This is a genomic window from Streptomyces sp. NPDC018833 (assembly GCF_044390825.1).
In the GTDB taxonomy this organism is placed as follows: domain Bacteria; phylum Actinomycetota; class Actinomycetes; order Streptomycetales; family Streptomycetaceae; genus Streptomyces.
The window spans coordinates 558,100-582,053 of the sequence record NZ_JBIRZM010000002.1 but is presented as its reverse complement, the minus strand read 5'-3'; the positions used below and the strand labels follow the sequence as shown (position 1 = coordinate 582,053).

The following is a 23,954-nucleotide window of genomic DNA, read 5'->3' as shown; positions in this document are numbered from 1 at the left end:
GCGGGGCGAGCCAGCCGTCAGGCGTCTTGGTGCGGCACCACGGCCACGGGTGGCAGGCAGTGGTGCAGCACGGCGTGCGTGACGGCACCCAGGTGGCCGCCGATCGATGAGCGGCGGTTGCGGCGGCCGACGACGACCAGCCCCGCCTCCCGTGAGGCATCGACCAGATCACGTGCCGGACGTCCGAGGCCGACCTGCGCGGTGACGGGAACGCCGGGGAACTTCCGCTGCCAGGGCTCGAGCATCTCCGCCAGAGCCCCCTCCTTGGCAGTCGCCACCTCGGCCGTCAACGCCTGCCCCGTCAGGGTGTACTCGGCCCCATGGAAGGGCGGAGGGCTCCAGCTGTGTACGGCCCGCACCGCGCCGCCGTGCCGGTCGGCGTGAGCGAACGCGAATGCCAGCACCGCGTCGTCCCCGCCGGTGAGGTCGACCCCGACGACGACCGTGCCGAACGCTGCGGGCAGACCCGGGGAGCCCTTGCCCTCCTCCGACCCGCGAGCGAGCACGACCGGGCGAGGAGTATGCGCCGCGACGGCCAGGGACACGGAGCCGAGGACGTATCCGGCTATGGTTCCGAGTCCCCGCGATCCGAGAACCAGCAGGTCGTCCTCCGCCGCGGCAGTACACAGCACCTCGGCCGGATCGCCACATACATACGAGGTCGCCACCTCCAGACCGGGGTGTGCGGCGCGCACCCGGTCCGCGACGCGGCGGGGGATCCAGTCGGTCCGGTCGTGCTCCGCGTCCGTGCCGAAGAGTGGGGTGTGAACGTCCGGACGGATGTCCCACACATGAAGCAGCCTCAACCCCGTCCCGCGGCGTGACGCCTCCACGGCGGCCCAGTGGACCGCCGCCATGCTTACTGCGGAACCGTCGAGACCGACCGTGAGCGTGCGGGACATGCGAGGCCTCCGGGTGCGGGGCGGGTGTTGCCCTCAGCGTGCTGGGCGCGGGAGACTCGCCGCAGGGGCCGCTGGTCCCGCGTCCAGGGCCCGACCTGCCCTGCGTGCGCCCGCCCTGACGGTAGCTCAGCGCGATGCCGTGCTCACGGCACCTGGTGCGGTACCACCGCGACCGGGCAGGACGCGTGATGGAGGGCCGTGTGTACCACCCGGCCGAGCTGCATGCCGAGTTGGCTACCCCGGCGCCGTGCCCCGAGGACCAGGAGGTCCGCAGCCGCCGACCGCGTCAGCAGCACCTTTCGGGCCGGCCCCTCGATCGTGGCCCTGCGTACCCGGACGTCCGGGTAGTCGCGCCCGACGGCGTCCAGGGCCCGGCTGAGCAAGGCCGACGCCTGGTCCTCGTGGTGGTGGGCCGGGACTCCGGTGAGCAGAGGATGGTCGGTGGGCTCGTGCGCCGGGCGGCGCCAGGCGCGGACCACGTCCAGTTCACACCCGCGCACCGCCGCCTCACGGAAGGCGAAGTGAACCGCCGGCGAATCGACGTCACCCTCCCCGATCCCCAGTAGCACACGCCCATGGGCACCGGCCAGTCCGGGCTCGTCCCCGCGTACGACGACGACAGGACAGTAGGCACTGGCCGCGACCGCGAGACTGACCGAACCGAGCACCAGAGCGGCGATCTCACCCCGTCCCCGTGAACCGACGACGATCGCGGTGGCATGCCGGTCCTGTCGCAGCAGGGCGCTCACGGGATCTTCCGGCAGGACATCGGTGGTCACCTCAGCGCCCGGGGCCTGCAGCCGCACACGCTCCTCGGCCGTCCTGACGATGTACTCGCCGAGCGCCCGTTCGCCATCGCGGTCAACGTCGTCAGCGGGCACCGGGCCCTCGTAGCGCTCCCACAGCGACGCGTACAGCAGGCGCAGTGGTAGACCGTGACGCGTGGCCTCGGCGGCCGCCCAGCCAGCCGCCTGGAGGCTGCTCTCGGAGCCGTCGATGCCTACGACCAGGGGCGAGACCATCTTCTCCACCGCCCTTCACCCGATGCCGGAGGATCTCCCTGCCACTGTCACACGCCGGCGTCGGCCCGGGCAGGGCCGCCCGGCCCCCGCTGGGGCCGGATGGTCCAGGAGAAATGAGGCCACGGCGTCGCAGTCCCCCGGCGCAAACGGGGCAACGAGGGCCGTTCGGCCCTGCCTTTCTGCCTTGAAGGCCCTTCAAGGCGTCGGGTACTCGGCGGAGGCTCGAAGTGGAAGCACTCGAACACACGGCGGGCCGCGTGCTCAGCGCCCCCCGTGGCGGAGCCCCGAAAGGGCGGTGGAGACAGTGCCGCGCAACGTACTGATCACGTTCGGGACCAAGAACGGCTCGACTGCCGAGATCGCCGACTTCATCGCGTCCGTCCTGCGGGACGAGGGGGTGGAGGCGGACGTCCTGCCGCCTTGGGGGGTGGCGGACGTCGCGCCGTACGACGCGGTGGTGCTCGGCGGGGCCCTTTACATGGGGCGCTGGCACCGGGATGCCCGGCGCTTCGCGCGGCAGCACTGCCGCGCCCTTCGGCAACGGCCGGTCTGGCTGTTCAGCAGCGGTCCGCTCGATCCCTCTGCCTCGGAGCGGGACATCCCTCCCGTACGGAGTGCCCGACGCGCGGAGCGCCGTACCGGCGCTCGCGACCACGTGACCTTCGGCGGACGGCTCGAAGCGGGGGCCACGGGCCGCATGGCGAAGGCGATCCTCGACGAGGGCCGGGGCGGGGACTTCCGGGACTTCGACCGCATCGCCGCGTGGGCCGCGGGCGTGGCCCGCGAGCTCAAGGCGCCCGTGGAGGTGTGAACATATGCGCGTGTGCTCGAGGCGCAAGGAGTGGCGTTGCCACCCCCTGCGCCGACGCGTGGACGTCCTGGAAGCCCGAGTGCTCCTCGCCGTGGCTGGGGCGGTCTGCGTCCTCGCTCCGGCAGTGGGCGCGACCGCCGGTGCCTACGCCTACACCCATGACCAGGCAGTCGCAGCCGCGCAGAACGCCTCCAGACATCAGGTGCGTGCCGTGGTACTGCGGGACGCCCCCGACCCCGCGCCCCAGGCCGATGCGACGCAACGGCTGACGAAGGTGGCGGTACCGGTCCGGTGGACCACAGCTGACGGTACGTCCGCGACGGGTACCGCGGCGGTGCGGCCGGGGACCGAACGCGGAGAGCCGATGAGCATCTGGCTGGACCGCGCCGGGCGCATCACCACGGCTCCGCTGAACAGCGGCGACATCTGGGCCGGCGCGCTGTTCGTCGGCCTGGGCGGTGCGGCGTTGACCGTGAGCGCCGGAGCCGTCGCCGCGGCTGCCGTACGTGCCGTGTGGAACCGGCGTCGTGCCGCCGAATGGCAGCGCGAATGGAAAGAAGTGGAGCCGGCATGGAGCCGCCTCCTGTCGTGATGGACCGTACGAGCCCCGGCGCCTCACTGTCGCCCGGGCATGATTGATCAAGGAGGATTGCCATGACCGCACCACCACGCACCGTCAGCGATGTCATGACCCATACCGCGGTGGCGGTGGGCAGCGGCGCGTCGTACAAGGAGATCGTCGAGCTGATGCATCAATGGCAGGTGAGCGCCCTGCCCGTGCTCGCGGGCGAAGGCCGTGTCATCGGCGTGGTCTCGGAAGCCGATCTCCTGCACAAGGAGGAGCACCGCGAGGACGACAGCACCCTGCACGGCATCGGCGTCGTCAACGCGGTCAAGGCAGGCGCGGTCTACGCGGATGAGTTGATGTCGAGCCCTGCCGTCACCGTCCGCGCTGACGCGACCATCTCCGAGGCGGCCCGGATCATGGCCAGGCGGCATGTCAAGCGTCTCCCGGTCGTGGACAGCCACGGCCTGCTGGAGGGAGTGGTCAGCAGGAGCGACCTGCTGAAGGTCTTCCTCCGCTCCGACGAGGACATCGCCGGCGAGATCCGGGACTCCGTCATCCGCGATCTGCCGGCCACGGCGGCGGTACGCGTCGAGGTCGAGGACGGCGTGGTCACCCTGGGCGGTCTCCTGAGCGACCGGGCACTTGTGCCCTGTCTCGCCCGGGCGGTCAGGTCGGTTGCAGGGGTAGTGGACATCCGCCTCGATCTGGTCGACGCGGCCGTGCCGTCGCGCTGACCGAGCCGACCGACTCGGGCCGGAGGCACGCGCGAAAGGCGCGATGTTCATGGTGCGCCGGTCGGTCCGGCGTGCAGGGCTTTCAGGCGGCGCCGGGCCGAGGCCGATCGCAAGGGCGGCACCTTAGAGGTCTGCAACCAGGGGGCGACTCCATTGCCCCCACCGCCTTTCACCAAGGGTCGTACGGTCTCGTTCTCAACGTCACCCGTGGGAGCCGCCGGCCCCAGGGCCGGTCGGGCCCCACCGAGGCCGGGCTGACCGTACCCATGCTGAGCGAAGCGACCACGACGGAACTGCTGGCCGACCTCCCCCCGGGGGCGAGCGCCGCCAACCCCGTGGACGCCACGGCGGCGGTCGGCGAGGATCAATTGCGGCGCTGCATCGACCGGCTGTGCCAGTGCGCGGAAGTCGACGCCGTTCTCGTGGTTCTGGTACCGACCGCGGTCGCCGCTGCTGTCGGTGACGACCTCGTGGGCGCGCTGATCCACCACCCGTCGCCTTGGCGCCGACCGGTTGCCGCCGTGTTGCCTTCGCAGAGCACGCGCGTCGAGCCGCTGCCGGTTCGCGGGGACGGGCATGTGCCCGCCTTCGGGGACGCGGAGGATGCCGCACGTGCGTTGGCACAAGCGGTGTCGCGCGGCCGGTGGCTGGCACGTCCCTTCGGTTCGGTCCCCGAACTGAACGATGTCAACAGCGCCGCGGCGCGCGAGGTTGTCGCTCGTTTCCTGGACGATCATCCGAAGGGTGGCTGGCTCGACCCGGCGACGGCCTCGGAGTTGCTCGGCCGCTATGCGTTCCCGGTGTCCCGTGGGCCTGGGCTCCGGACGAGACCGAGGCGGTCCAGGCGGCCGAACGGCTTGCCGGGGCGGACGGCGGTGTGGTGATGAAGGCGTATTGGCCCGGGCTTGCTCACAAGAGCGCCGTGGGGGCCGTCGCCCTCGACCTGCGTGGCCCCGAACAAGTGCGTTGCGCGTACCGGGACTTGTCCCGACGCTTCGGCGACCGGATGACCGGTGTGGTCATTCAGCCACTCGCCGGTCGAGGCACCGAGCTGTTCGCAGGAGTCGTCCAGGACGCGGTGTTCGGGCCCTTGGTGCTGTTCGGGCTGGGTGGTACGGCCACCGAGGTCCTCGCCGACCACTCGGCACGGCTCGCGCCCTTGACCGATGTGGAGGTGCAGGAACTGATGTGATCGCCGCGCTGTGCCCCTCTGGTGTGCAACCGTTGTGGAGGACCCTCGCCGCTGACGGTCGCGTCCGGCAGGCGGTCTCCCGGTCGAGGAGCACCACAAAGGCGCGGTGTTCCCTCCATCGGCAGGGGGCTGCGCCGGTGGTTCATCCGCATCTGGGAGACAAGGCGGATGCCCTCGGCGACCAGCCGTCGTCGATCCAGGAGGACCGGCACAGCAGGGGCGGCGCACGGAGCAGCGATCGCGCGCAGCCACGATGGGATCGTGCGGCATCACGGCCACCGGACAAGCCACATGATGGATCATCGCGTGTACCACCGGCCCAATACGGGCAGGCCGGTCGACGCCTCTGCACAGTCCCTGACACCGCCCTCTGTCACGGCGCGGCCCGGCACCAACGGCATACTCTCGACCGGACTCACTCGCCTCTGGAGTGTCGGCGCGCCCTGAGTAGGGGTATTTGCGGAAACTTGCCGAATTGCCACACGAATGATCAGTAACGACGCTGTCGCTGCCGCCCGGCGCTGCCGGGCGGACGCGCCGCGACTACCGTGGAGACGGGCCGCCTTTGCACGAGGCCGGCCGGCTCCCAAAGGGAGGTCCCTGGTGTCAGCACCACCGCTCGACACGAAGACCGTGACGGCCCTCGTGGCCGACGCCATTGCCGCACCTTCCATGCACAATGCCCAGCCGTGGAAGTTCCGCTTCCATCGCGCCACCAGCACCTTCCATGTCCGATCGGACCCCGAACGGGCCATGCCACGTGCCGACCCGACCGGCCGTGCCCTCCACATCGGATGCGGCGCGGCCGTGTTCAATCTGCGCGTCGCGGCCGCTCACACGGGATGGGAGCCCAGCACCCGATTGTTGCCCGACCCGGCGGACCCGCAATTGCTCGCGGCGGTGGAGCTGGCCGACCCCGTACATCGCGAGACCGACCTCGCCGAGCTGTATCCCGCGATCCACCGCCGGCACACCAGCCGCTATCCGTTCTCGGAAGAGGAGCTACCCGCAGCCATTCAGGACGGTCTGTGCGGCGTTGCTCTCCTGGAAGGGGCACGGCTGATCTTTCCCTCCTCGTGGCATGTGGAGTCGGTCCTGAACCTGGTCCACGACGCCGAAGGCCGCGACGCCCTCGACGACGCGGTGTCCGGTGTCGACGAAGACGTGGTCCGCTGGACGCGCACCGAAGCGGATGCCACCGATACGGCGCCCGACGGAATCCCGGCGTACGCCTTCGGACCCAGCAAGCGGGACGGCAAGGCCCCCGTGCGCGACTTCGCGGGCAGGCGCCACGTGCCGAACCGCGAGTCGGCGACGTTCGAAGCCCACCCTCACCTCGCCCTGCTGGGCACGGCCGGCGACGAGCCACAAGACTGGCTGACCGCAGGACAGGCGATGGAACGCGTGCTGCTCCAGGCCACCCTGGACGGGCTGGCCACCTCGCTCACCTCCCACGCCCTCGAGTGGCCCGAGCTGCGCTGGGCGGTACGCGACCCGCAGTCGGCGATGGGATTCGTGCAGATGGTGCTACGGCTCGGATACGGCGAAACGGGGCCCGCGACACCGCGCCGACCGGTGGATCAGGTGCTCGACATCCAATAGGCCGGTCCTGTGCCGACGGAATCGAGATGAGGGCGCGGCTTGGAGATCTTTGGGGTGCGCGTTGAACCCGAACGCGGGTGCCGAATTCTCGCCGGCTGACCTCCATGCGGCCACGGACACTGGGAACCAAGGAACAGACGGCGAGCCCCGTGCGGCCCACCGGATGCTTGCCCTTGCAACGGCCGGGTTCGACGTCAGCTTCTGGGCCTGGGCCCTGCTGGCTCCGCTGGCGCCAACGCTGAGGAAGGAGCTGGACCTCACCTCAGCCGGATTCAACAACCCTGCGGATCCAGTCGTCGCACCTATCGAACCGATCGACTTCACGCCCGTCGGCTGAGGCGCGCGGCGGTGAACCCGAGTGCGCCCACGGCAACTGCCGTCCCAAGTGCTGCCCACCCGAGCGGGTCGGTATGCAGGACCGCCTGGAGGAACGGCACGTAGAGCGCCGCGGCCGCGAGTACGGCCGACCCCGCCACGGCGACCGGAAGGAACAGGTTCTCGCGGGCCAGGAGCCGGTCGCGCAGGCCCAGCACCACACCCAGTTGGGCGACCAGTAGGGCCAGGAACAGCACGCTCTGCCATGGGGCGCCCATGCCCCTTGCCGCGAGACCGGCTGCGAGCGAGGCGGCGGTCACCACCGTGCCGACGATGAGGATCCGCTGCCACAGGCCATCGCCGAGGACGTGTTGCCCGGGGGGCCGAGGGGGCCGGCGCATGGCACCGGGGGAGACGGGCTCGGCGCCCATCGCCACTCCTGTGAGGCCGTGCGTCAGCAGGTTGATCCAAAGGATTTGTCCGGCGCGCAGTGGCAGGGGCAGGCCCAGCGCGGGACCGATGAGCATCACGAGGATCTCCGCGGTTCCGCCGGCCAGGGCGTAGAGCAGGAAGCGGCGGATGTTGTCGTAGACGCGCCGGCCTTCTTCGACCGCGGCCACGACGGTCGAGAGTTCATCGTCCGTCAACACAAGGTCTGCGGCCTGCCGGGCGACCTCGGTGCCCCGCTGCCCCATCGCAACGCCGATGTCCGCCTGACGCAGCGCGGGACCGTCGTTGACGCCGTCTCCGGTCATGGCCGTGACGTGACCACGGGCTCGCCATGCCCGCACGATGTCGAGCTTCTGCTCGGGGTTCGTGCGGGCGAAGATCCGTACGTCCGTGGGGTCGCGCACTTCCCCCGCCGCCAGTGCCCGGCCGGTGACCACGGTGTCGTGTGTGGTCTCTCCGTCCTCGACGAGGCCGACACGAGTGGCGATCGCACCGGCGGTGGCCGGGTGATCCCCGGTGATCAGTACGGGTGTGATCCCGGCCGCCCTGCAGTCGGACAGGGTCTTACGCGCCGCTGTCTTGGGTGGGTCGTTGAAGGCGGCGAGCCCCAGCAGACGCAGGCCGCTCTCGGCGTCCCGCGCGTGCGTGGGCACGTCATCGCGTCGGCCCGACGCCACGGCGAGTACTCGGAAACCCTGGGCTGCCAGTGTCGCCGCCTGCTCCCTTGCCCGGTCCAGTACATGCTGGGGTTCGTCCAGGACGGCAGAAGCGAGGACCGCTTCGGGCGCACCCTTCAGGCTGACGAGCACATCGCCCGTGGGCGTGCCGTGCACCGTCGTCATGCGCTTGCGGACACTGTCGAAGGGCTCCTCGTCCCTCCTCGGGTAGGGGACGTCCAGGTCTCGGCGGCTCCGGCACCCGGCCTTGGCCGCCGCGGCGAGCAAGGCTGCCTCGGTCGGGTCGCCGAGCGCGGTCCAGCGGCCGTCCGAGGCACCTGACGAGTCGGGCGCAGGTGGTTTGAGTTCGGCGTCGTTGCACAGGACGGCGGCAGTGAGAAGATCTCGTACGGCGTCGAGATCGCCGGTTCCGGCGCTCAGGCCGTCCCTATGGACCTCTCCGACGGGTTCGTATCCGGAGCCCGTGAAGAAGGTCTCTCCGTCCCCCGGCGTCCACACGCGTTCGACCACCATCCGGCCTTCGGTGAGGGTGCCGGTCTTGTCCGTGGCGAGCACGGTCACCGACCCCAGGGTCTCGACGGCCGACAGGCGTCGTACGAGGGCGTGCCGGGCCGCCATGCGGCGCGCCCCCAGGGCAAGGGCCAGTGTGACGACGGCGGGCAGGGATTCCGGCACGGCGGCCACCGCGAGGCTGATCGCCGTCACGGCCATGATTCCCGGGGCGGTTCCGCGTGCCAGGCCCAGGACGAAGAACACCAGGCACAGACCCACGGTCACCAGGGCGAGCACCCGCCCCAGGGCAGCCAGCCGGCGCTGTAGAGGGGTGGGCTCGGGGTGGGTGTCGAGCAGTTCGGCGATCCGGCCCAGCGCGCTGGCCGCTCCGGTCGCCGTCACGGACGCCACGCCCCGGCCGCGTACGACCACCGTCCCGGCGTGGAGCGCCGACTCCTCCCGATCGTCCTGTCCTGCGGCCTTGTCCACGGGCACAGACTCACCGGTCAGCATCGACTCGTCGACCAGCAGGGACGCCGCGTGCGTGAGCCGGGCGTCGGCCGGCACGACGTCCCCCTCACCGAGCAGCAGCACGTCGCCCGTTACCACCGCGGAGGACGGGATCTCCCGCTCGGCGCCTTCGCGCCGGACGCGAGCGGTGGGGGCCGACATGGCTGAGAGCGCCGCCACCGCCCGGTCGGCACGCATCTCCTGGACGACGCCAACGGCCGTGTTCACCACGATTACGAGGGCGATCACCACGGAATCGGCGTAGTCACCGATCGCCACGGTCAATGTGATGGCGCCGAGCAGCACCATGATCAGCGGATCGCGCACCTGTGTCAGCACGCGGGCGTACAAGGGGACGGGTCGTGCGGCGGCCACCTCATTGGGGCCGTACGTGGTGAGGAGGCGGACGGCCTCCTCGTCGGTGAGCCCGAGCTCCGAGACCTCCGGCGGTGGCCCCGTGGGGAGTTCTTGCACGGTCACCGGTTCTCCTTGCTCGGCCCGTGTTCGCGAGTCGTCAACGCCCGGAGTCATCGCCGGGGTCCGGGCACGGTGATGACCGGGCACTCCGCCCGGTGCAGCAGCCCATGGGCCACCGACCCCAGACGCATCCCGGTGTAGCCGCCCCGCCCGCGCCGACCCACGACGACGGCCAGAGCACGTGCTGAGGCGAGCGACAGCCGCTCCACCGGGTGGCCCAGCAGGACGTCTCCGGTGACTTCAAGTTCCGGGTACTTCCGCTGCCAGGGCTCCAGAAACTCGTTCAGCAGCCGCTGCTGTTCCCTTGCCGTGTCCGTGTCGTCGGCGAGACCGGCGAAGGGGCGGTGCCATGCCCATACAGCCCACACCGCCGCGTGCCGCAGCCGTGCCTCCTCGAAGGCGAACGCCACAGCGGCGGCGGAACCTTCACTGCCGTCCACGCCCACGACCAGGTACGGGCGTTCCTCGGCGATGTACTCCGGTTCCCTGACCACAACGACCGGGCACTCGGCCTGTGCACTCACCGGTACGACCACCGAACCGGTGCTCAAGATCTCCTCCCACCGACTGAGCCGGCGTGATCCGAGGACCACCATGCACGCCCGTGCCGCTTCGCGGCACACCGTCGTGGCGGGCACACCGTCGAGCAGCTCTGTCGTCATGGGCAGGTTCGGGTGAAGGGCGCGCACGGCCTCCGACGCCGTGGCGAGGGCCGTCTCCGCCCGCGCACGCCGGGCGGTGCGATGCGGCTCCGTGTCGACGTGCTGCGTGTCGTGCAGTGGCGGAACCGACAGCACCAACCGAAGGCTCAGCCCCCTGCGTACCGCTTCATCGGCAGCCCAGGCGAGGGCGGGCACGGACTGCTCCCTCGGGTCGACACCGATGAGTATCTCGTCACGTACAGCGGTGTTCGTCATGGATTCCTCCTCGCGCGCCCGGCAGGTGCGTACCTCGGGCGGTCGCTGCTCACGCTGTCACCGGGGCGACGGTCGGCACAGGGCCACCACGTCCCCTATAAGGACCGAAAGTCCCGACCTGATGCGTCCGTCCCGGTCAGGGCGGGTCCGTCAAGGCGTGGCGGTGTTCGCGGAGGAGCTCATGTCGAGCCCCGCGGTGACCGTGCACGCGGACGCCACCATCGCCGAAGCGGCGAGGATCATGGCCTGACGGCGCGTCAAGCAGCTGCCGATTGTGGACGGTGTCGGCCTGCTGGAGGGCCACCGCAGTGATCTACTGAAAGTGATTCTTCGGCCGGACGAGGAGATCGCAGCCGAGATTCGCCACACCGTTCTCCTCGATGTGCCGACCACAGCACGGGTCGAGGTCTCGGTCAAGGACGGCATGGTCGTCCTGGGCTGCCATTTGGACGATCGGGCGCTGGTGCCGCTGCTGGCCCGCCTGTCCGCGCGGTGGAGGGGGCCTGAACGTTCGACTCGACCTGACCAACGCGTAACCGATGTCGGATCAACGGCACGCGTTCGCGTGCGACCCACGGCGCTCTCGGTCGCGGCCTCTTGACCGAGCGCTGTGTCAGCCCCCCGCGCGCAGACGCATACACAGATTGTGAAACTGGCGGCTCTGCATCACGAGGTGAGCCGGTTCCCAGAACAGGACGTCCATAGGCCGGGTCAGCAGGCGCGGTCGGCTGCGAGATCGGGTGCGGACGACCAAACGGGTTCTGCCACCGGCGGCTGGGGCAAGATGGAAACCCCAGATGGAATCCACATACGAGCCTGGCGCCGTCCCCGACAACGGGTCGAAGGGGCGGCCGAAGGGAAGTACCAGGGCGGAGCGCAGCACCAGAGTCTTCTGCGTATCGAGCACCGCCACAGTGAACCAAGCGTCACCGCTCGGAACCGCGTCCAGATGCTGTCCCACCTCCAGGCTTTGCCAGTCTCTGACAATGCGGTCGGCGCTGCGCTGTCCGCCGTTGTCGAACCGGTCCCAGCTGTACCAGCCTGCGCGGTTACACCCCATTTGCAGCAACCACGGCCAAACCTCAGTCGGCGGCGCCGGCAGGGTCGTGGCCATGGTCGACGAGCCGTCCGCGTTCGGCACCAGTTCATCGCCCGGGTAGGCGCGGGTTACCTCATCGCTCGAAGCCCCCCAGGTCAGCAACCGAGGCCGGATGAAGGCGGTGTGAGCGGCCAGCGATGTCACTGCCACCAGACCCCAGGTTCGCCCTCGTACGAAGCCGTCTGTGCCCATGCGCCGAGCATCACCCCAGCGACGCCACCGCGCCACCGGACCCGTCTGGAACTGACCCGGACGCTGTCCACAGGACAAGTCGTGCGGCAGGTACTCCCACGGGGTGCCTGTGCGATGGACGTAGAGGATCGCATTCACGATCTCCCGTAGATCATGCACCCGTGCTGCTGTTTCCGGCCCGGTTCTCCGGCCGGCCAGGCGGTGAACACCGGCGCGATCAAGGCCCACCGGGCATCGGACACGTCACGGCGATACGGACGACGAACGCTCACACGCCGTGCAACAACCACCATCGCCAGCAGTCACAAGAACATCCCAAGACACCAACACGGATGAACCCGCGCCGAGTCGGCGGTCACCCCGTCGGTATCGAGGAAGACCGCGCTCACGCCCCGCCACGTTGGACAACCGCCGTGGCGGGGGACGGCGGGCCCGCCGCTGCTCACAGCCACCCTGCCATGTAGACGGAGCCCAACCCGATGACGTCCGGACATACCGCCATCTCGGACCTCCTGTTCGGTGACGGGATTCCCCGCCGGGGCAGTGCGCGCCCCGCCGGTGAACGCGACGTCGGAGAAGCCGTCGGTTCTCCCGCACGCAGGCATGCCTTCGCGCAATGCCGAGGCGCGCCGGTTCGTCCGGTGGAGGACGCGGTCCATACGACGCGGTTCACCCGCCCCAGGCCCAGTCGGCGATTTCGGGCATGTCTGTTCCGTGTTCGCGGATCCAGGCATGGTGGCGTGTGCGGGTATCCGCCATGGTCTGCCGTACGCCCACCGCGCGCACGCCGAGTCCTGGGGTGCGGTCGATGACGTCCATCACGAGGCGGTAGCGGTCAAGGTCGTTACGCACGACCATGTCGAAGGGTGTGGTGGTGGTCCCCATCTCCTTGTAGCCGCGTACATGCAGGTGGGCGTGGCCGGTGCGGCGGTAGGCGAGCCGGTGGACCAGCCACGGATAGCCGTGGTACGCGAAGATCACCGGCTTGTCGGTCGTGAAGAGAGCGTCGTACTCCGAGTCGGTCATGCCATGGGGATGCTCTTCGTGCGGCATGAGGCGGGCCAGGTCGACGACGTTGACGACTCGTACGGCGAGGTCGGGAAGATGGCGGCGGAGCAGATCGGCTGCCGCGAGTACCTCCTGAGTGGGGACGTCCCCCGCGCACGCCAGAACCACGTCGGGCTCCTGGCCGGCGCTCTCGGTGCCCGCCCATTCCCAGACACCTGCGCCGCGCGCGCAGTGGAGGCGGGCCTCGTCGAGCGAAAGCCAGTCGAAGCAGGGCTGCTTGCCGGCGACGATCACGTTGACGTAGTCGCGGCTGCGCAGCGCATGGTCGGCGACGGACAGCAGGGTGTTGGTGTCCGGCGGCAGGTAGACCCGTACGACTTCGGGGCTCTTGTTGAGGACGTGATCGACGAAGCCGGGGTCCTGGTGGGAGAAGCCGTTGTGGTCCTGGCGCCAGACGTGACTGGTCAACAGGTAGTTGAGGGAGGCGACGGGGGCACGCCAGGGCAGTGACCGGGACGTCTTGAGCCACTTGATGTGCTGGTTGACCATCGAGTCGACGATGTGGACGAAGGCCTCGTAGCAGGAGAACAGCCCGTGCCGGCCGGTGAGGAGGTAGCCCTCAAGCCAGCCCTGGCAAGTGTGTTCGGAGAGGATTTCCATCACACGGCCGTGCCGGTCCAGATGCTCATCGGTCTTGAGGATCTGGTCCTGCCAGGCCTTGCCGCTGGCGTCGTAGACCGCCTGGAGTCGGTTCGACGCTGTCTCGTCCGGTCCGACGAGCCGGAAGTCGCGACGGTCGGCGGTGGCTGCCATGACGCTTTCGAGCAGATCACCCAGAACCCGGGTCGGCTCGTGCAAGGTCACGCCCGGCTTGTCGACCGGTGGGGCGAACCGTTCGAGCGGCGCGACGGGCAGCTCCCGCAGGAGCAGGCCGCCATTGGCGTGCGGAGTCGCGCCGAGCCTGCGGTCGCCTTCCGGTACACAGGCCAGGACGTCGGGCCGGGGCCGGCCGTACTCGTCGAAGAGCTCCTCGGGCCGGTACGAACGAAGCCATTCCTCCAACTGGGTAAGGTGGGCGGGGTTGTCACGTACCCCGGCGAGCGGGACCTGGTGCGCGCGCCAGGTCCCTTCGACCGGCAGGCCGTCGACCTCAGCCGGACCGGTCCATCCCTTGGGCGTACGCAGCACGATCACGGGCCAGCGCGGGCGTACGGTCGTGCCCCTGGTCCGCGCCTCCCGCTGGATCCGGGCGATGCTCTCGAGGGCGGTGTCCATCGCGGCTGCCATGGCGCGGTGCACCGCGACGGGGTCGTCGCCGGTGACGTGCAGCGGCTCGTGCCCGTATCCGCGCAACAGCTCATCGAGCTCCGCTTCGGGGAGCCGGGCGAGCACCGTGGGATTGGCGATCTTGTAGCCGTTGAGGTGCAGCACTGGCAGTACGGCGCCGTCGTGTACGGGGTCGAGGAACTTGTTGGAGTGCCACGAGGCGGCGAGCGGCCCCGTCTCGGCTTCGCCGTCACCGATGACACAGGTGACCAGCAGCTCCGGGTTGTCGAGCGCGGCGCCGTAGGCGTGTGACAGGGCGTATCCCAGCTCACCGCCCTCATGAATGGACCCGGGGGTCTCGGGTGCGACGTGGCTGGGGACCCCTCCGGGGAAGGAGAACTGCCGGAACAGCCGCTCCATACCGGCTTCGTCCCGGCTCACGTCCGGGTAGGTCTCGCTGTAACTGCCCTCCAGCCAGGAGTTCGCCAGAATGGCGGGACCACCGTGCCCCGGCCCCCAGATGCACAGCGCGGAGATGTTCCGCCGTCGGATGACCCGATTCATGTGGGTGTGCACGAGGTTGAGCCCGGGGGACGTGCCCCAGTGTCCCAGGAGCCGCGGCTTGATGTGCGCCGGCTCCAGAGGCCGCTTGAGCAGCGGATTGCCCATCAGGTAGATCTGTCCGACCGACAGGTAGTTGGCGGCCCTCCAGTGGGCGTCGAGTACGGTGAGCTCCTCATCGGACAGCTTGGAGCGATCCTGACGCTTGGCCTTGCGCATATATTTCCTCCGTCAGTGAGTCGGGACCTCGGCGATATATCGACCTGTGTGCTCTGTGACTGCAATAGAGAAGCGTTTACCGGGGAAGCTCACTACGAACGGCGGTGCCGACGCAGGTACGGGACCGGAGCAGGTCCCCACGACAGCCGGAGAGTCGCGGAGCATGCCACTTCTCGGACGCTCCACCGGTTCCGGCCACGGTCGCGGCGAAAAGCTCAGCTCGCCTTGTGCTGGAGGATGTTCGGGCAAATGACCCGCTGCGGAGAGCCGGACCGCATCGTCCGATAGGACCTGATCCGCATGGGTTGCCGTCGTGCAGGCCAAGGCGCTACCGCCCCCACTCCAATGCGTCACTCCCGAGACCGGGATCACTTCCGAGCCCATCGCCGCCATGGTTGTCGAGAAGCACTCTCTACGCACGGTGACACAGCCGGACAGCACCCAAGGAGGGACCATCCGGCCCCGCTCCAGGCCCTTAGGTCCCAACCGATATAGCGGCCACAAGTGGGAACTCCCGACGCCGAGGAGAAGCCACCGTCGAGCAGGAAGTGCCTGCCCGTGCGCTCTTCGTGACGCTCACCATCGGCTCCGCTCTCGCGAACCCTTCGACTCGTCCTGTGACCGGCCGGAGCGGCATGGCGCCCCGTTTCTGGACGCCACCGCGCGCAGCCTGCCGGAGCAACTCAGGGCACCCGACGAAGGCGCCGCAACGCAGTCTCGGCCGACTGACCGTGCCCCTGGGCAGCCCTTTCAGCCGACGGCCGGGCCGGGCCAACAGGTCAACGGCTGGGGTGAACCGCCCTTAACCGTAAGAGCCGTGTGCCGTAGTCGCCCGAACTCCCCGCCATGGCGGGATGGCCGGGCGGCGAGCCCGGACGCGGCGCTCCACAGCTATTGAGCCGACCCTGATCGCCGCCCTGTCATTCTGGGATCTGGTGGTCCTGACACGGCGGAGATCGCGTGGGCGTCAGCCTGGCCGGCACCTGCCGACCGGTCGCGACGGGGCGGAGCCCGCCTCAGCGACGAGGAGACGCGTTGGCATCGCCGGTCTGAATCGCTCGGACGAACGGTTCGCCGAGGTGCGAGGTGGCCAGGACGAGGCCGCTGGCGGACTCCAGCAGGGCGATGCGTGAGGCCCGTGCCAGCGCGGGGTCGTCGTCGTAGTGGTATGGCTGGGTCGGATCGATGAGCTGCACCGTGTGCACCAGCAGGTCGCCGGTGACAACGAGGGCCTCCCCGACGCTGGTCAGCACGACGGACTGGTGTCCCGGGGTGTGACCCGGTGTCGCTCGTACAGCGGCGCCGGGTGCGAGTCGGCACGTGCCGTCCACCATGGCCAGTTGGCCGGCTGCTCGCAGCGGCGCGAGCAGCCACTCCGCAAGCGTCGGCTCGCGGCTCTCGACGGCTGCGACCTCGGCGGCTTGCACCAGGTATCGGGCGTTCGGGAAGTACGCTGCCCCGTCTGCGTCCATTGACCATCCGACGTGGTCGGTGTGTACGTGGGTCAGCACCACGGTGTCGACGTCGTGCCGGTCGATGCCGGCGCCAGCGAGCTCGTCGGGGAGCCGACCGGGCAGCGGTGCCCAGGTCGATGGCGCCGAGGCAGGCCCGATGCCGGCGTCGACCACGATGATCCGTCCGTCGTCAAACCGCAGCGCGAAGCACCGGAACTTCAGCTGCCAGCTTCCGTCGCGCACGCTGGCCGGATCACGCTGGTCCGCCTCGGCCCACAGCAGCGGATCGGCCGCAGGGAAGGCGACCTCACGGGGTTCGAAGAACGGGCCGGTACCGTCCTCCAGGGCTATCACGGTGACACCGCCGATGGTCTTGCTGATGGGCATGTCCGAACCTCCTGTCTGTTATCTGACGCCGAACCGCGCGCAGCGCCGTGAGCGCGAGCACCCGGGTGGCGGCGACGATCTCGCTCACCCGGACCTGTTCGCGTGCCCCTGCGCGAGACGTACGTCGCCGGGCCCGAAGTGCAAGGTCGGTACGCCGACCCCGGTGTACAGCCTCAGGTCGCTTTCGTATGGCACGCCGCGTTCGGGCAGTCGCGCGCCGCCGATGGCATCAGCGTGCGCGTCGAGTACCAGATCCCGCAGCGGGCCTCCGGAGGCCAGGCGGCGCTGGCGAACTGGCCCCCTGGCCAGGTCACGGTGGGTGGATGCCTGCGCGGCCACGAGTCGGCGGTTGCGGCCTCGGCGACGCATGTCTCGAGCGCGGCCCGCGCCTGCGCGGGATCCTCGTCCAGCCGTACCGGCAACGAGCAGATCGGGCACGCTGCCCGACCAGTCGCCCGAGCGGAGCCTACCCACCGACAAGGCGTACGGGATCGCGTGATCGCTCCTCATCGGATCGGCTGCGGTGTTGCGCTGCGCCTCCAGACGTGCCAGCGCCGCGTGGATCGGCAGGTACGCGTCGATCGCGCTGACCCCTCCTCACGGGTGCTGGCGTGCGTCGCCTTGCCGGCCACCTCGATCCGGAAAGTCAACGCGCCGGCGCTGGCGGTGACCAGGGCACCTCCGGTCGGCTCGGTAATGATGCAGGCGTCGCCGGTGTGGCCGTGCCATAGCGCCTGCACCTTGCGCTGTGTTCTCATGGCGTCGGGCGTCCGCTCCTATGGTTGAGAAGTCGGCGGTACGGCGGGAAGGTCGAGGGTCAGTGCACCGGCGACTCTTAGACTGCCGATCACGGTCATGCCGCTCATTAAGGGCCTGTTGGCGAATTCGGTGAGGACGCCCCGGTCGACTCCGCACAGCGCGAGAGCCGCTGCCGCCACCGGCATCCGGGCACGGTCGGCTCCATCAGCGATCTTCACCCCGACAGCGCGGCCATCCGGCAGGGCAGCCACTTGGACCCCTTCGAACCCGTCCTTGGCCAGCAGACCCGGGACGGCTCGCATCAGCCGTGCGACATCCCGCCAACTTCCGGAAGCCATCTCCGGATACCCGCGTATGGCGTCGGCGACACTGGCCTCCATGGTGCCCGGCGCCGCAGAGGCGATCCGAGCCACAGCTCGGGTGAGGCCGCGCAAGGAGACGGAGAAGAGCGGTGCTCCACACCTGTCGACCGTCACCTGCGCGATACTCTCACCCGTCAGATCCTCCACCGCAGCGGCGATCGACTGCTGCAGCAGATGCCCGGAGTCGAGGTAGGTGTCGAGCGGCCAACCGCGGGCCTGAGCCGTCATCAACATGGCTGCATGCATGCCGGAACCGTTCTGCGCGAGCCGGGACAAGCCGTGTCCACCACGGACCCACGCTTCACGCACCGCGGGATCGCACGGCCAGTCGGGCGTATTCCCCAGGTCGGCTTCGATCAGCCCGGCAACCGCCAAGAGGCGCAGGACGCCAACCAGATGGCGCTCCTCGCCTGAGTGACTGGCCGCAGCCAGCGCTAGCAATTCGCCATCCAGGAGCAGCCCGGCACGCAGCAAGCCCACGACCTGGACCGGCCGGAGCGCGGAGCATGGGCAGAAAGCCGCCTCAATGTCGCCGGCTTGGAACTCGACGCCGCCGTCGGCGGACAGGACGACGACCGAGCCGTAGTGGACCCCTTCGATGAGGTCTCCGCGCACCACATGGGCGAGCGTGGCATGGCGGGGCTCACGAATAGCCGCCGCCTTTGCCGGCGCACGCTCTGGGTAGCCAACTTCCCCGTCGGTCTGCGTCACCCGTCAGGCCCCGAACCCGCTGTCCGCGGCCGCCGCGGCGCTGGGTATGGTGTCCACCCGGCGGCGGGCCACGAAACAGCCGCCGACCGGGGCCGCCACGGCCAGCGGCAGATACAGCACCGTGGTGCTGTACGCCCTCTTGCCGGCGCACATCAGCAGCTGGTCTTGGGCGTCGGTGACTTCGGACAGTTGGTAGCGGGCTCGGGCGGCCCGGCAGTCCTCGCATCGAGTCCACAAGAGTAACGAGCAGACCATGATCAGGCTCCAGGTGCCGAGGGGTCTGGGGTTCATCCGTACGCAGTCGGGGGGTTCACGCTTAGGGGGCGAGTGGGTCGGCGCCGCGCGGTCACGGATCGCTGTTGAGCACACCGCGGGCCACACACGCGACCATCGAGCTGGAGATCGGCCCTGCTCACCGCCGCCTCCTACCGGCGGTGAGTGATCTGGGCTTGGGTTGCCTCGTCGCCTCGAGAGTGGCGGTCCGTCCCGGATCAGTGGTGTGGGTAGTGCTGGGCGGTGGGTGCCTGCTGTTGATGTGGGTGACAACAGGCTTGAGCCGCTGGTGTCGTCCGATGTCGAGCGTCGGATGTTGCAAGGGTGATCAGGGCCTCGCGTCAGTAATGCTCGACCATCGGCGCCCCGTTGTACCTCGAGCCGGAAAGGCCCAGCGTCGCCGCGTAAGCCCTCTTGTGGTCGCCGTTCTCGTCGTGGGCCTCGAGCGCGTCATTCACCGCATCACGCAGCGCTTCGTCGTCCTTGTTCATGCCGATGCCGTATGGCTCCTCGGTGAACGGGTTGCCGACGACCCTCAGTTTGTCCGGACGCTGGGCGGCGTAGCCCATGAGGATGGCGTCGTCCGTGGTGACGGCGTCGATTTTCTTGTCGAGCAGTTGCTGGACGCACTCCGTGTCCTTGGTCGACTCGACCGTCATGGTGTTGTATTCGGGTTTCCCGATCTCCCTGAGGGCGGTGGAGCCCTTGACCGCGCAGACCGTCTTGCCCTCCAGGGAGTAGGGGCCCCCGATCGTGCCGTCGTTCCTGCGGACCAGGAGGTCGGCGCCGGCCCGGTAGTACGGTCCGGCGAAGCCCACCTTCTTCTTGCGTTCGTCGTTGATCGTGTACGTGCCGACATACAGGTCGACCTGGCCGCTGGAGATGGCGGCCTCGCGGTTCTTCGTGTCGACCGTCTTGAACTCGATCTCGTCGGGCGAGAACCCGAGATCCGCCGCGACCATCTTGGCGATCTCGATGTCGAAGCCGGAGCGCCTGCCGTCCTTCTCCTCGAAGCCGAGGAACGGCTGGTCGTCATGGGCACCGATGACGAGCTTGCCGGCCTTGCGGGCCTTGCGCAGGGTCGGGGAGTCGATCCTGACGTCCTTGGCGACCGTGTACGTGGGCAGCCGCGGGTGGTTTCCGTTCGAGCTGCTGGTGGGCCCGTCGCTGGATGCATTACCGGACTCGCCGCTGCAGGCGGTTGCGGTGAGGGCGACCGTGAGCGCAGCGATCGTCGCGAAGGCGGCGGACTTGGAGGGCTTCATAATGCGGCGTCCTTTATTTTGTCAGCAGGTGGAGCAGCCTGCGCCTCGATGCCGATCCCGCCGAGCACGGCCCGCGCCGCGGTCCTATCGATCGGTGCCGGACGATCAGGCCTGGTCAAGCTCCTTGCCAGCAGGCCGTCGTGGAGATCGTCGCCGACGCTTGCTACCAGGGACTGGGCGCCGGGCTGCAGCGCAGCATGTGTTCGCCTGGCGTTCGATCAGTTGCCAGGCGGCGGCTGCGCCATTTCGCGGGCTTCCTCATGGGCTGCGGTGACGACGTCCCGGAGGATCCGTTCTGTCTGTTGGGCCCTCCCAGGTCCCTATGGTCACCGAAGGAGGGATCACCCACCGGTTCGCTGGACATGACGAATGTTCCCTTTCCTGTACGGGAGACGGTGCGGCTCACTGCAGGGCCCTGCAACCTCGCGGATCAGACCGCTGTGGCGGCAGAACTCCGCCTATGAGGGCAGGGTGGGTTTCCGCCGAACCCTGGCAGGCTGTCTGACAGGTTCACGCGAGAAATCCTGCTGGGCATCCGGACGTGCTGTCAAAGGGCGATTCGCCGCGTGTAGTGGGAAGTCGGGGAGCGCTCCACGCCCTCGCCGCAATGGGGCAGGGGAGGCTGGATCTCCTGCGCTCCAGGTGCGGAAGGTGGCCAGCCCCCACTGCTGATCGACGACCAGTTCCAGGGCGTGATCAGCGAAGGTGGGCAGCAGCCGCCGTATCCGCGCTCTCAGTGCCCGCAGTGTCATGGGAAGGCATAGCGTTCCCAGGAGCAGTCTCAGATGGTGGCAGCAGACGGGAGCCTGCGCTCTGGCGAGCACGTCGAACAGGAGGCGCTGGCTTGCGGTGCCCCTCGCATACGCAGGAGGCGGCGGCGTGGGCGGGCAGCGTCTCAGGTTGGCATGGATGCGCCAGGCCAGCTCAGCGGCCGGGGCTCGGCGATCGATGACATCGAACGCCCCGGCGGCGAATGCGACGACGGCATCAAGTCCCTCGTGCCGCAACACGGCAACGGGGGCGATCAATGACGCGGCCCGGACGAGCCTGGCCATGCCGTCAACCTCTGTCGTGGGCAGATCGAGCAGCATCATCGCTGGTCTTCGTTCCAGCAGGGAGGCACAAGCCGACTCGCTTCCCCACCGCACAGCTCCGCTGAGGGCGAGGCCGGCACGATCCAACCGAGGGGCCAACGTCGAACCCGAGGGCTCATCCACCGACACCACGATCGGCTGCTTTTCCTGCACCGGAAGATCAGGATAGATCCGCCGTACTGACTGCTTTTGCACGCTTGTTCCTTTGTCGTGCTGCTTTGGGCTCGTCGCCGCTGCGGGAGGCAGTTGGATGTGCCTTGGCGGACCGAGAACACTGAGAGCAGGTTTCAAGCAGCTCCCGCAAGAGCCGGGAGGAGAGTGACCAGCGCGGCTGGGCAGGCCGGGCGCAGCGAGCGCTGAGGATTCAGGGACGGACAACTGCAGGGTCACAGCCGGATGGTCGATCATGGCGGCCGCCAGGATCGGTCAGTGCGTCAAGATCAGGAGATGTGGCACGGAGCAGCCTTGTGAGCGTGATCCACGGCAGCAAGTGCACGGAGCGGTGGTCGGCTCTGCAGCACGCGACCACTGTGCCGACAGATAGCTCCTTGTTCTAGCGCATGTTTTCGAGCAGTATTCATTGGGAAAAACGACCGTTCTCGAGGTTTTGATGTTTGATCTACACCGGCTCCGCCTTCTGCGGGAGCTCAAGCACCGCGGCACGCTTGCCGCGGTCGCCTCCGCACTGTCGTACAGCCCTTCCACGATCTCCCAGCAGCTCGCGCTCCTGGAATCAGAAGCTGGGGTGCCTCTCCTAGAGCCCGTCGGCCGACGCGTGCGTCTGACTCCGCAGGCCGAGATCCTCGTCGCCCACACCGAAGTCCTGCTCGAGCGGCTCGAACAGGCGGAAGCCGACATCGCCACCTCCTTGACCGACCTCGTCGGCACCATGCGCATCGCCTCCTTCCAAACTGCTGCGCTGGTTCTCGTCCCCACGGCGCTGACGCTTCTCCGTAACGCCCATCCGCTCCTGCGCGTCCATGTCACCCAGATGGAGCGGGAAAGTGCTGTGCCGGCTTTGCTCGCGCGCGATTTCGACCTGGTCATTGACGTGGAATACCCGGGCGATCCCAGCCCTCGTCCCGCTGAACTCGAGCAAGAGGACCTGTGCGAAGACTCCCTGCACCTGGCTCGACCGGGCAACGCCGACTCGAGTGCGTCGCCTCAGGAGGCGCTGCGCGCGCTGGCTGACCACCCGTGGATCATGGAACCGGAGGGGACGGTCCCCCGCCGCTGGGCTATGACCCTGTGTCGTGATGCGGGATTTGAACCCGATGTGCGCTACGAATCCACCGACCACTACCTTCACCTGCGGCTCGTTGAGCAGGGGCATGCCGTCGCGCTCCTCCCGGCCCTCGCGTGGCAGGGCTGTCCGCCGGCCGTGGCCCTGCACCCGCTGCCGACAGGCCAGCAGGCGCGCAGACTGTTCACCGCCGTACGCCGCGGCAGCTCCCAGCACCCCGCTATCCAGGCCACTCGGCAAGCGCTCCGGCAAGCGGTCAGACAGACCTCCCGTGTCGCAGACGACAGCCCGCCATCCTCATAGGGGTCGCCAACACGTGGGGACCGGCGAGACGTGGCGGCCGGCCGGACCTCGCCGAAATGCCGGCGCAGAACCGGCCAGCAGGGCTCGACGTCGGGCCGGTCGGGCAGCAGATACCGCACCCGCACCACATGGTCGAAGGTGCACTTCGCCTCGGCCAGCGCGGCCTCGATGTTGCGTAGGCACTGCTCGACCTGTCCACCAGGGTGCCGACGATCTGGCGGATCAATCAGGCACTGATTGTCCCAGCTTCGCACATCAGTTCACACCTTGTGCCGCGTGCCGACTGGGCTGAATATGTTCGCGACAGCTGGCATCCGAAAGGGGGACGGTGTGCTGAGTCGAGGGACATCGGGTGGGGGAGACGGGTCGATTTCGGCGGGCGGTACCTACCCGCGGGGGACCCTGTTGTCGGAGCTGGCCGATGTGAGCGGGGCGGAAGCCAAAGAGGTGTGCCGGGCGCGGTCCGCCCTGATGCGCGTCGGTACCGCGCACACGTACAAGCGCGGCGAGATCATGCTGCTGGCGGGCGCCACGGACAGGCACGTACTGCTGCTGTTGAGCGGCTTCGCCAAGGTCACGACGACCGACGACCTCGACACAACCGTGCTGGTGGACATCCGGGCGGGCGGTGATGTCGTCGGTGAGACTGCGGCTTTCGACAACGAGCCCCGTTCCGCGACGGTCACGGCGGCTCAGCAGGTGTCCGTCCGGCGGATCTCGCAGGACGAGTGGCTGCGTTGGATGGTCCGGTATCAGGCCGCCGGCCTTGCCGTCAGCCGGAGCCTGGCGCATCGCAGCCGTACCGCGGTCCGCCGCCGCACCCAGTTCGCGCGCGGCCCGGTCATCACCCGCCTCTGCCGAGCGGTACTGGATCTCACAGGGCAGTACGGGACGCCGACACCGGAAGGCATGTCGGTCCGGCCCGGGCTCACCCACGCCGAGTGGGGCGAGCTCATCGGGGCCCGGGAGCGGCGGGTGCAGCACGTGTTACAGGAGCTGTCGGCCGCGCAGATCGTCAGCTACGGTCGCTGCCGCCTCACCGTGCACTCCGTTTCCGCCCTGCTGGAGTTCGCCGCCGACCAGTGAGCG

Annotated in this window: 20 protein-coding genes and 3 pseudogenes; 10 read left to right on the top strand and 13 right to left on the bottom strand. The window is 69.1% G+C overall.

What is annotated here, in order from left to right; genetic code table 11:
* Positions 1-17 precede the first annotated feature (17 nt).
* Together ACH5AF_RS06475 and ACH5AF_RS06470 are read right to left on the bottom strand one after the other, a co-directional pair.
* Positions 18-902, bottom strand: a complete 885-nt coding sequence (locus ACH5AF_RS06475; RefSeq protein ID WP_398900295.1) for a universal stress protein — start codon at positions 900-902, stop codon at positions 18-20.
* 143 nt (positions 903-1,045) lie between these two features.
* On the bottom strand, positions 1,046-1,924 hold the full coding sequence (locus ACH5AF_RS06470) for a universal stress protein (RefSeq protein ID WP_398900455.1): 879 nt from the start codon (positions 1,922-1,924) through the stop codon (positions 1,046-1,048).
* Between the two features lie 304 nt (positions 1,925-2,228).
* Here ACH5AF_RS06470 and ACH5AF_RS06465 point away from each other — a divergent pair, with 304 nt between their 5' ends.
* From ACH5AF_RS06465 to ACH5AF_RS06440, 6 genes are all read left to right on the top strand, one after another.
* A complete protein-coding gene (locus ACH5AF_RS06465; protein ID WP_398900294.1) occupies positions 2,229-2,735 on the top strand; it encodes a flavodoxin domain-containing protein in 507 nt (168 codons plus the stop codon).
* Positions 2,736-2,739: 4 nt separating this feature from the next.
* On the top strand, positions 2,740-3,327 hold the full coding sequence (locus ACH5AF_RS06460) for a hypothetical protein (protein ID WP_398900293.1): 588 nt from the start codon (positions 2,740-2,742) through the stop codon (positions 3,325-3,327).
* Positions 3,328-3,389: 62 nt separating this feature from the next.
* A complete protein-coding gene (locus tag ACH5AF_RS06455) occupies positions 3,390-4,037 on the top strand; it encodes a CBS domain-containing protein (RefSeq protein WP_398900292.1) in 648 nt (215 codons plus the stop codon).
* A 643-nt stretch (positions 4,038-4,680) separates the two neighbouring features.
* Entirely contained in the window at positions 4,681-5,229 is a 549-nt protein-coding gene (locus tag ACH5AF_RS06450) for an acetate--CoA ligase family protein (RefSeq protein ID WP_398900291.1), read from the top strand.
* A 603-nt stretch (positions 5,230-5,832) separates the two neighbouring features.
* The gene (locus tag ACH5AF_RS06445; RefSeq protein ID WP_398900289.1) at positions 5,833-6,831 is read left to right on the top strand and encodes an Acg family FMN-binding oxidoreductase; all 999 of its coding nucleotides are present in this window, start codon (positions 5,833-5,835) and stop codon (positions 6,829-6,831) included.
* Between the two features lie 163 nt (positions 6,832-6,994).
* Positions 6,995-7,168: a hypothetical protein gene (locus tag ACH5AF_RS06440; RefSeq protein WP_398900288.1), complete on the top strand. Its 174-nt coding sequence runs from the start codon at positions 6,995-6,997 to the stop codon at positions 7,166-7,168.
* Here ACH5AF_RS06440 and ACH5AF_RS06435 read toward each other — a convergent pair.
* Together ACH5AF_RS06435 and ACH5AF_RS06430 are read right to left on the bottom strand one after the other, a co-directional pair.
* Positions 7,152-9,755 (bottom strand): cation-translocating P-type ATPase, encoded by a 2,604-nt coding sequence (locus ACH5AF_RS06435; RefSeq protein ID WP_398900287.1) that lies wholly within the window; start codon positions 9,753-9,755, stop codon positions 7,152-7,154. The two genes, ACH5AF_RS06440 and ACH5AF_RS06435, sit on opposite strands and share 17 nt — an antisense overlap.
* 47 nt (positions 9,756-9,802) lie before the next feature.
* Positions 9,803-10,669 (bottom strand): universal stress protein, encoded by an 867-nt coding sequence (locus ACH5AF_RS06430; RefSeq protein WP_398900286.1) that lies wholly within the window; start codon positions 10,667-10,669, stop codon positions 9,803-9,805.
* A 157-nt stretch (positions 10,670-10,826) separates the two neighbouring features.
* Between ACH5AF_RS06430 and ACH5AF_RS06425 the strand changes: the two genes are divergently transcribed.
* Both ACH5AF_RS06425 and ACH5AF_RS06420 read left to right on the top strand, forming a co-directional pair.
* Positions 10,827-10,919: a CBS domain-containing protein gene (locus tag ACH5AF_RS06425; protein ID WP_398900284.1), complete on the top strand. Its 93-nt coding sequence runs from the start codon at positions 10,827-10,829 to the stop codon at positions 10,917-10,919.
* A 24-nt stretch (positions 10,920-10,943) separates the two neighbouring features.
* Complete coding sequence (locus tag ACH5AF_RS06420; RefSeq protein ID WP_398900283.1) at positions 10,944-11,270, top strand: hypothetical protein; 327 nt, start codon at positions 10,944-10,946, stop codon at positions 11,268-11,270.
* A gap of 12 nt (positions 11,271-11,282) precedes the next feature.
* Here ACH5AF_RS06420 and ACH5AF_RS06415 read toward each other — a convergent pair whose 3' ends face one another.
* From ACH5AF_RS06415 to ACH5AF_RS06380, 8 genes and pseudogenes are all read right to left on the bottom strand, one after another.
* Complete coding sequence (locus ACH5AF_RS06415; RefSeq protein WP_398900454.1) at positions 11,283-11,960, bottom strand: hypothetical protein; 678 nt, start codon at positions 11,958-11,960, stop codon at positions 11,283-11,285.
* Between the two features lie 75 nt (positions 11,961-12,035).
* Positions 12,036-12,119, bottom strand: a pseudogene (locus ACH5AF_RS06410) (transposase); the annotation flags it as partial.
* Between the two features lie 510 nt (positions 12,120-12,629).
* Complete coding sequence (locus tag ACH5AF_RS06405) at positions 12,630-15,014, bottom strand: phosphoketolase (RefSeq protein ID WP_398900282.1); 2,385 nt, start codon at positions 15,012-15,014, stop codon at positions 12,630-12,632.
* A gap of 1,016 nt (positions 15,015-16,030) precedes the next feature.
* A complete protein-coding gene (locus tag ACH5AF_RS06400; RefSeq protein ID WP_398900281.1) occupies positions 16,031-16,855 on the bottom strand; it encodes an MBL fold metallo-hydrolase in 825 nt (274 codons plus the stop codon).
* A 31-nt stretch (positions 16,856-16,886) separates the two neighbouring features.
* Positions 16,887-17,586 (bottom strand): annotated as a pseudogene (locus tag ACH5AF_RS06395) (peptidase dimerization domain-containing protein); the annotation flags it as partial.
* A gap of 45 nt (positions 17,587-17,631) precedes the next feature.
* Complete coding sequence (locus ACH5AF_RS06390) at positions 17,632-18,687, bottom strand: asparaginase (protein ID WP_398900280.1); 1,056 nt, start codon at positions 18,685-18,687, stop codon at positions 17,632-17,634.
* A 3-nt stretch (positions 18,688-18,690) separates the two neighbouring features.
* Positions 18,691-18,978, bottom strand: a complete 288-nt coding sequence (locus tag ACH5AF_RS06385) for a hypothetical protein (RefSeq protein ID WP_398900279.1) — start codon at positions 18,976-18,978, stop codon at positions 18,691-18,693.
* Between the two features lie 323 nt (positions 18,979-19,301).
* Positions 19,302-20,225: a glutamate ABC transporter substrate-binding protein gene (locus tag ACH5AF_RS06380; RefSeq protein WP_398900278.1), complete on the bottom strand. Its 924-nt coding sequence runs from the start codon at positions 20,223-20,225 to the stop codon at positions 19,302-19,304.
* A gap of 1,704 nt (positions 20,226-21,929) precedes the next feature.
* Here ACH5AF_RS06380 and ACH5AF_RS06375 point away from each other — a divergent pair.
* On the top strand, positions 21,930-22,865 hold the full coding sequence (locus ACH5AF_RS06375) for a LysR family transcriptional regulator (protein WP_398900453.1): 936 nt from the start codon (positions 21,930-21,932) through the stop codon (positions 22,863-22,865).
* A gap of 29 nt (positions 22,866-22,894) precedes the next feature.
* Here the strand turns inward: ACH5AF_RS06375 and ACH5AF_RS06370 are convergent.
* Positions 22,895-23,059, bottom strand: a pseudogene (locus tag ACH5AF_RS06370) (Rid family hydrolase); the annotation flags it as partial.
* Between the two features lie 229 nt (positions 23,060-23,288).
* Here ACH5AF_RS06370 and ACH5AF_RS06365 point away from each other — a divergent pair.
* Positions 23,289-23,951, top strand: a complete 663-nt coding sequence (locus tag ACH5AF_RS06365; RefSeq protein ID WP_398900276.1) for a Crp/Fnr family transcriptional regulator — start codon at positions 23,289-23,291, stop codon at positions 23,949-23,951.
* Positions 23,952-23,954 lie beyond the last annotated feature (3 nt).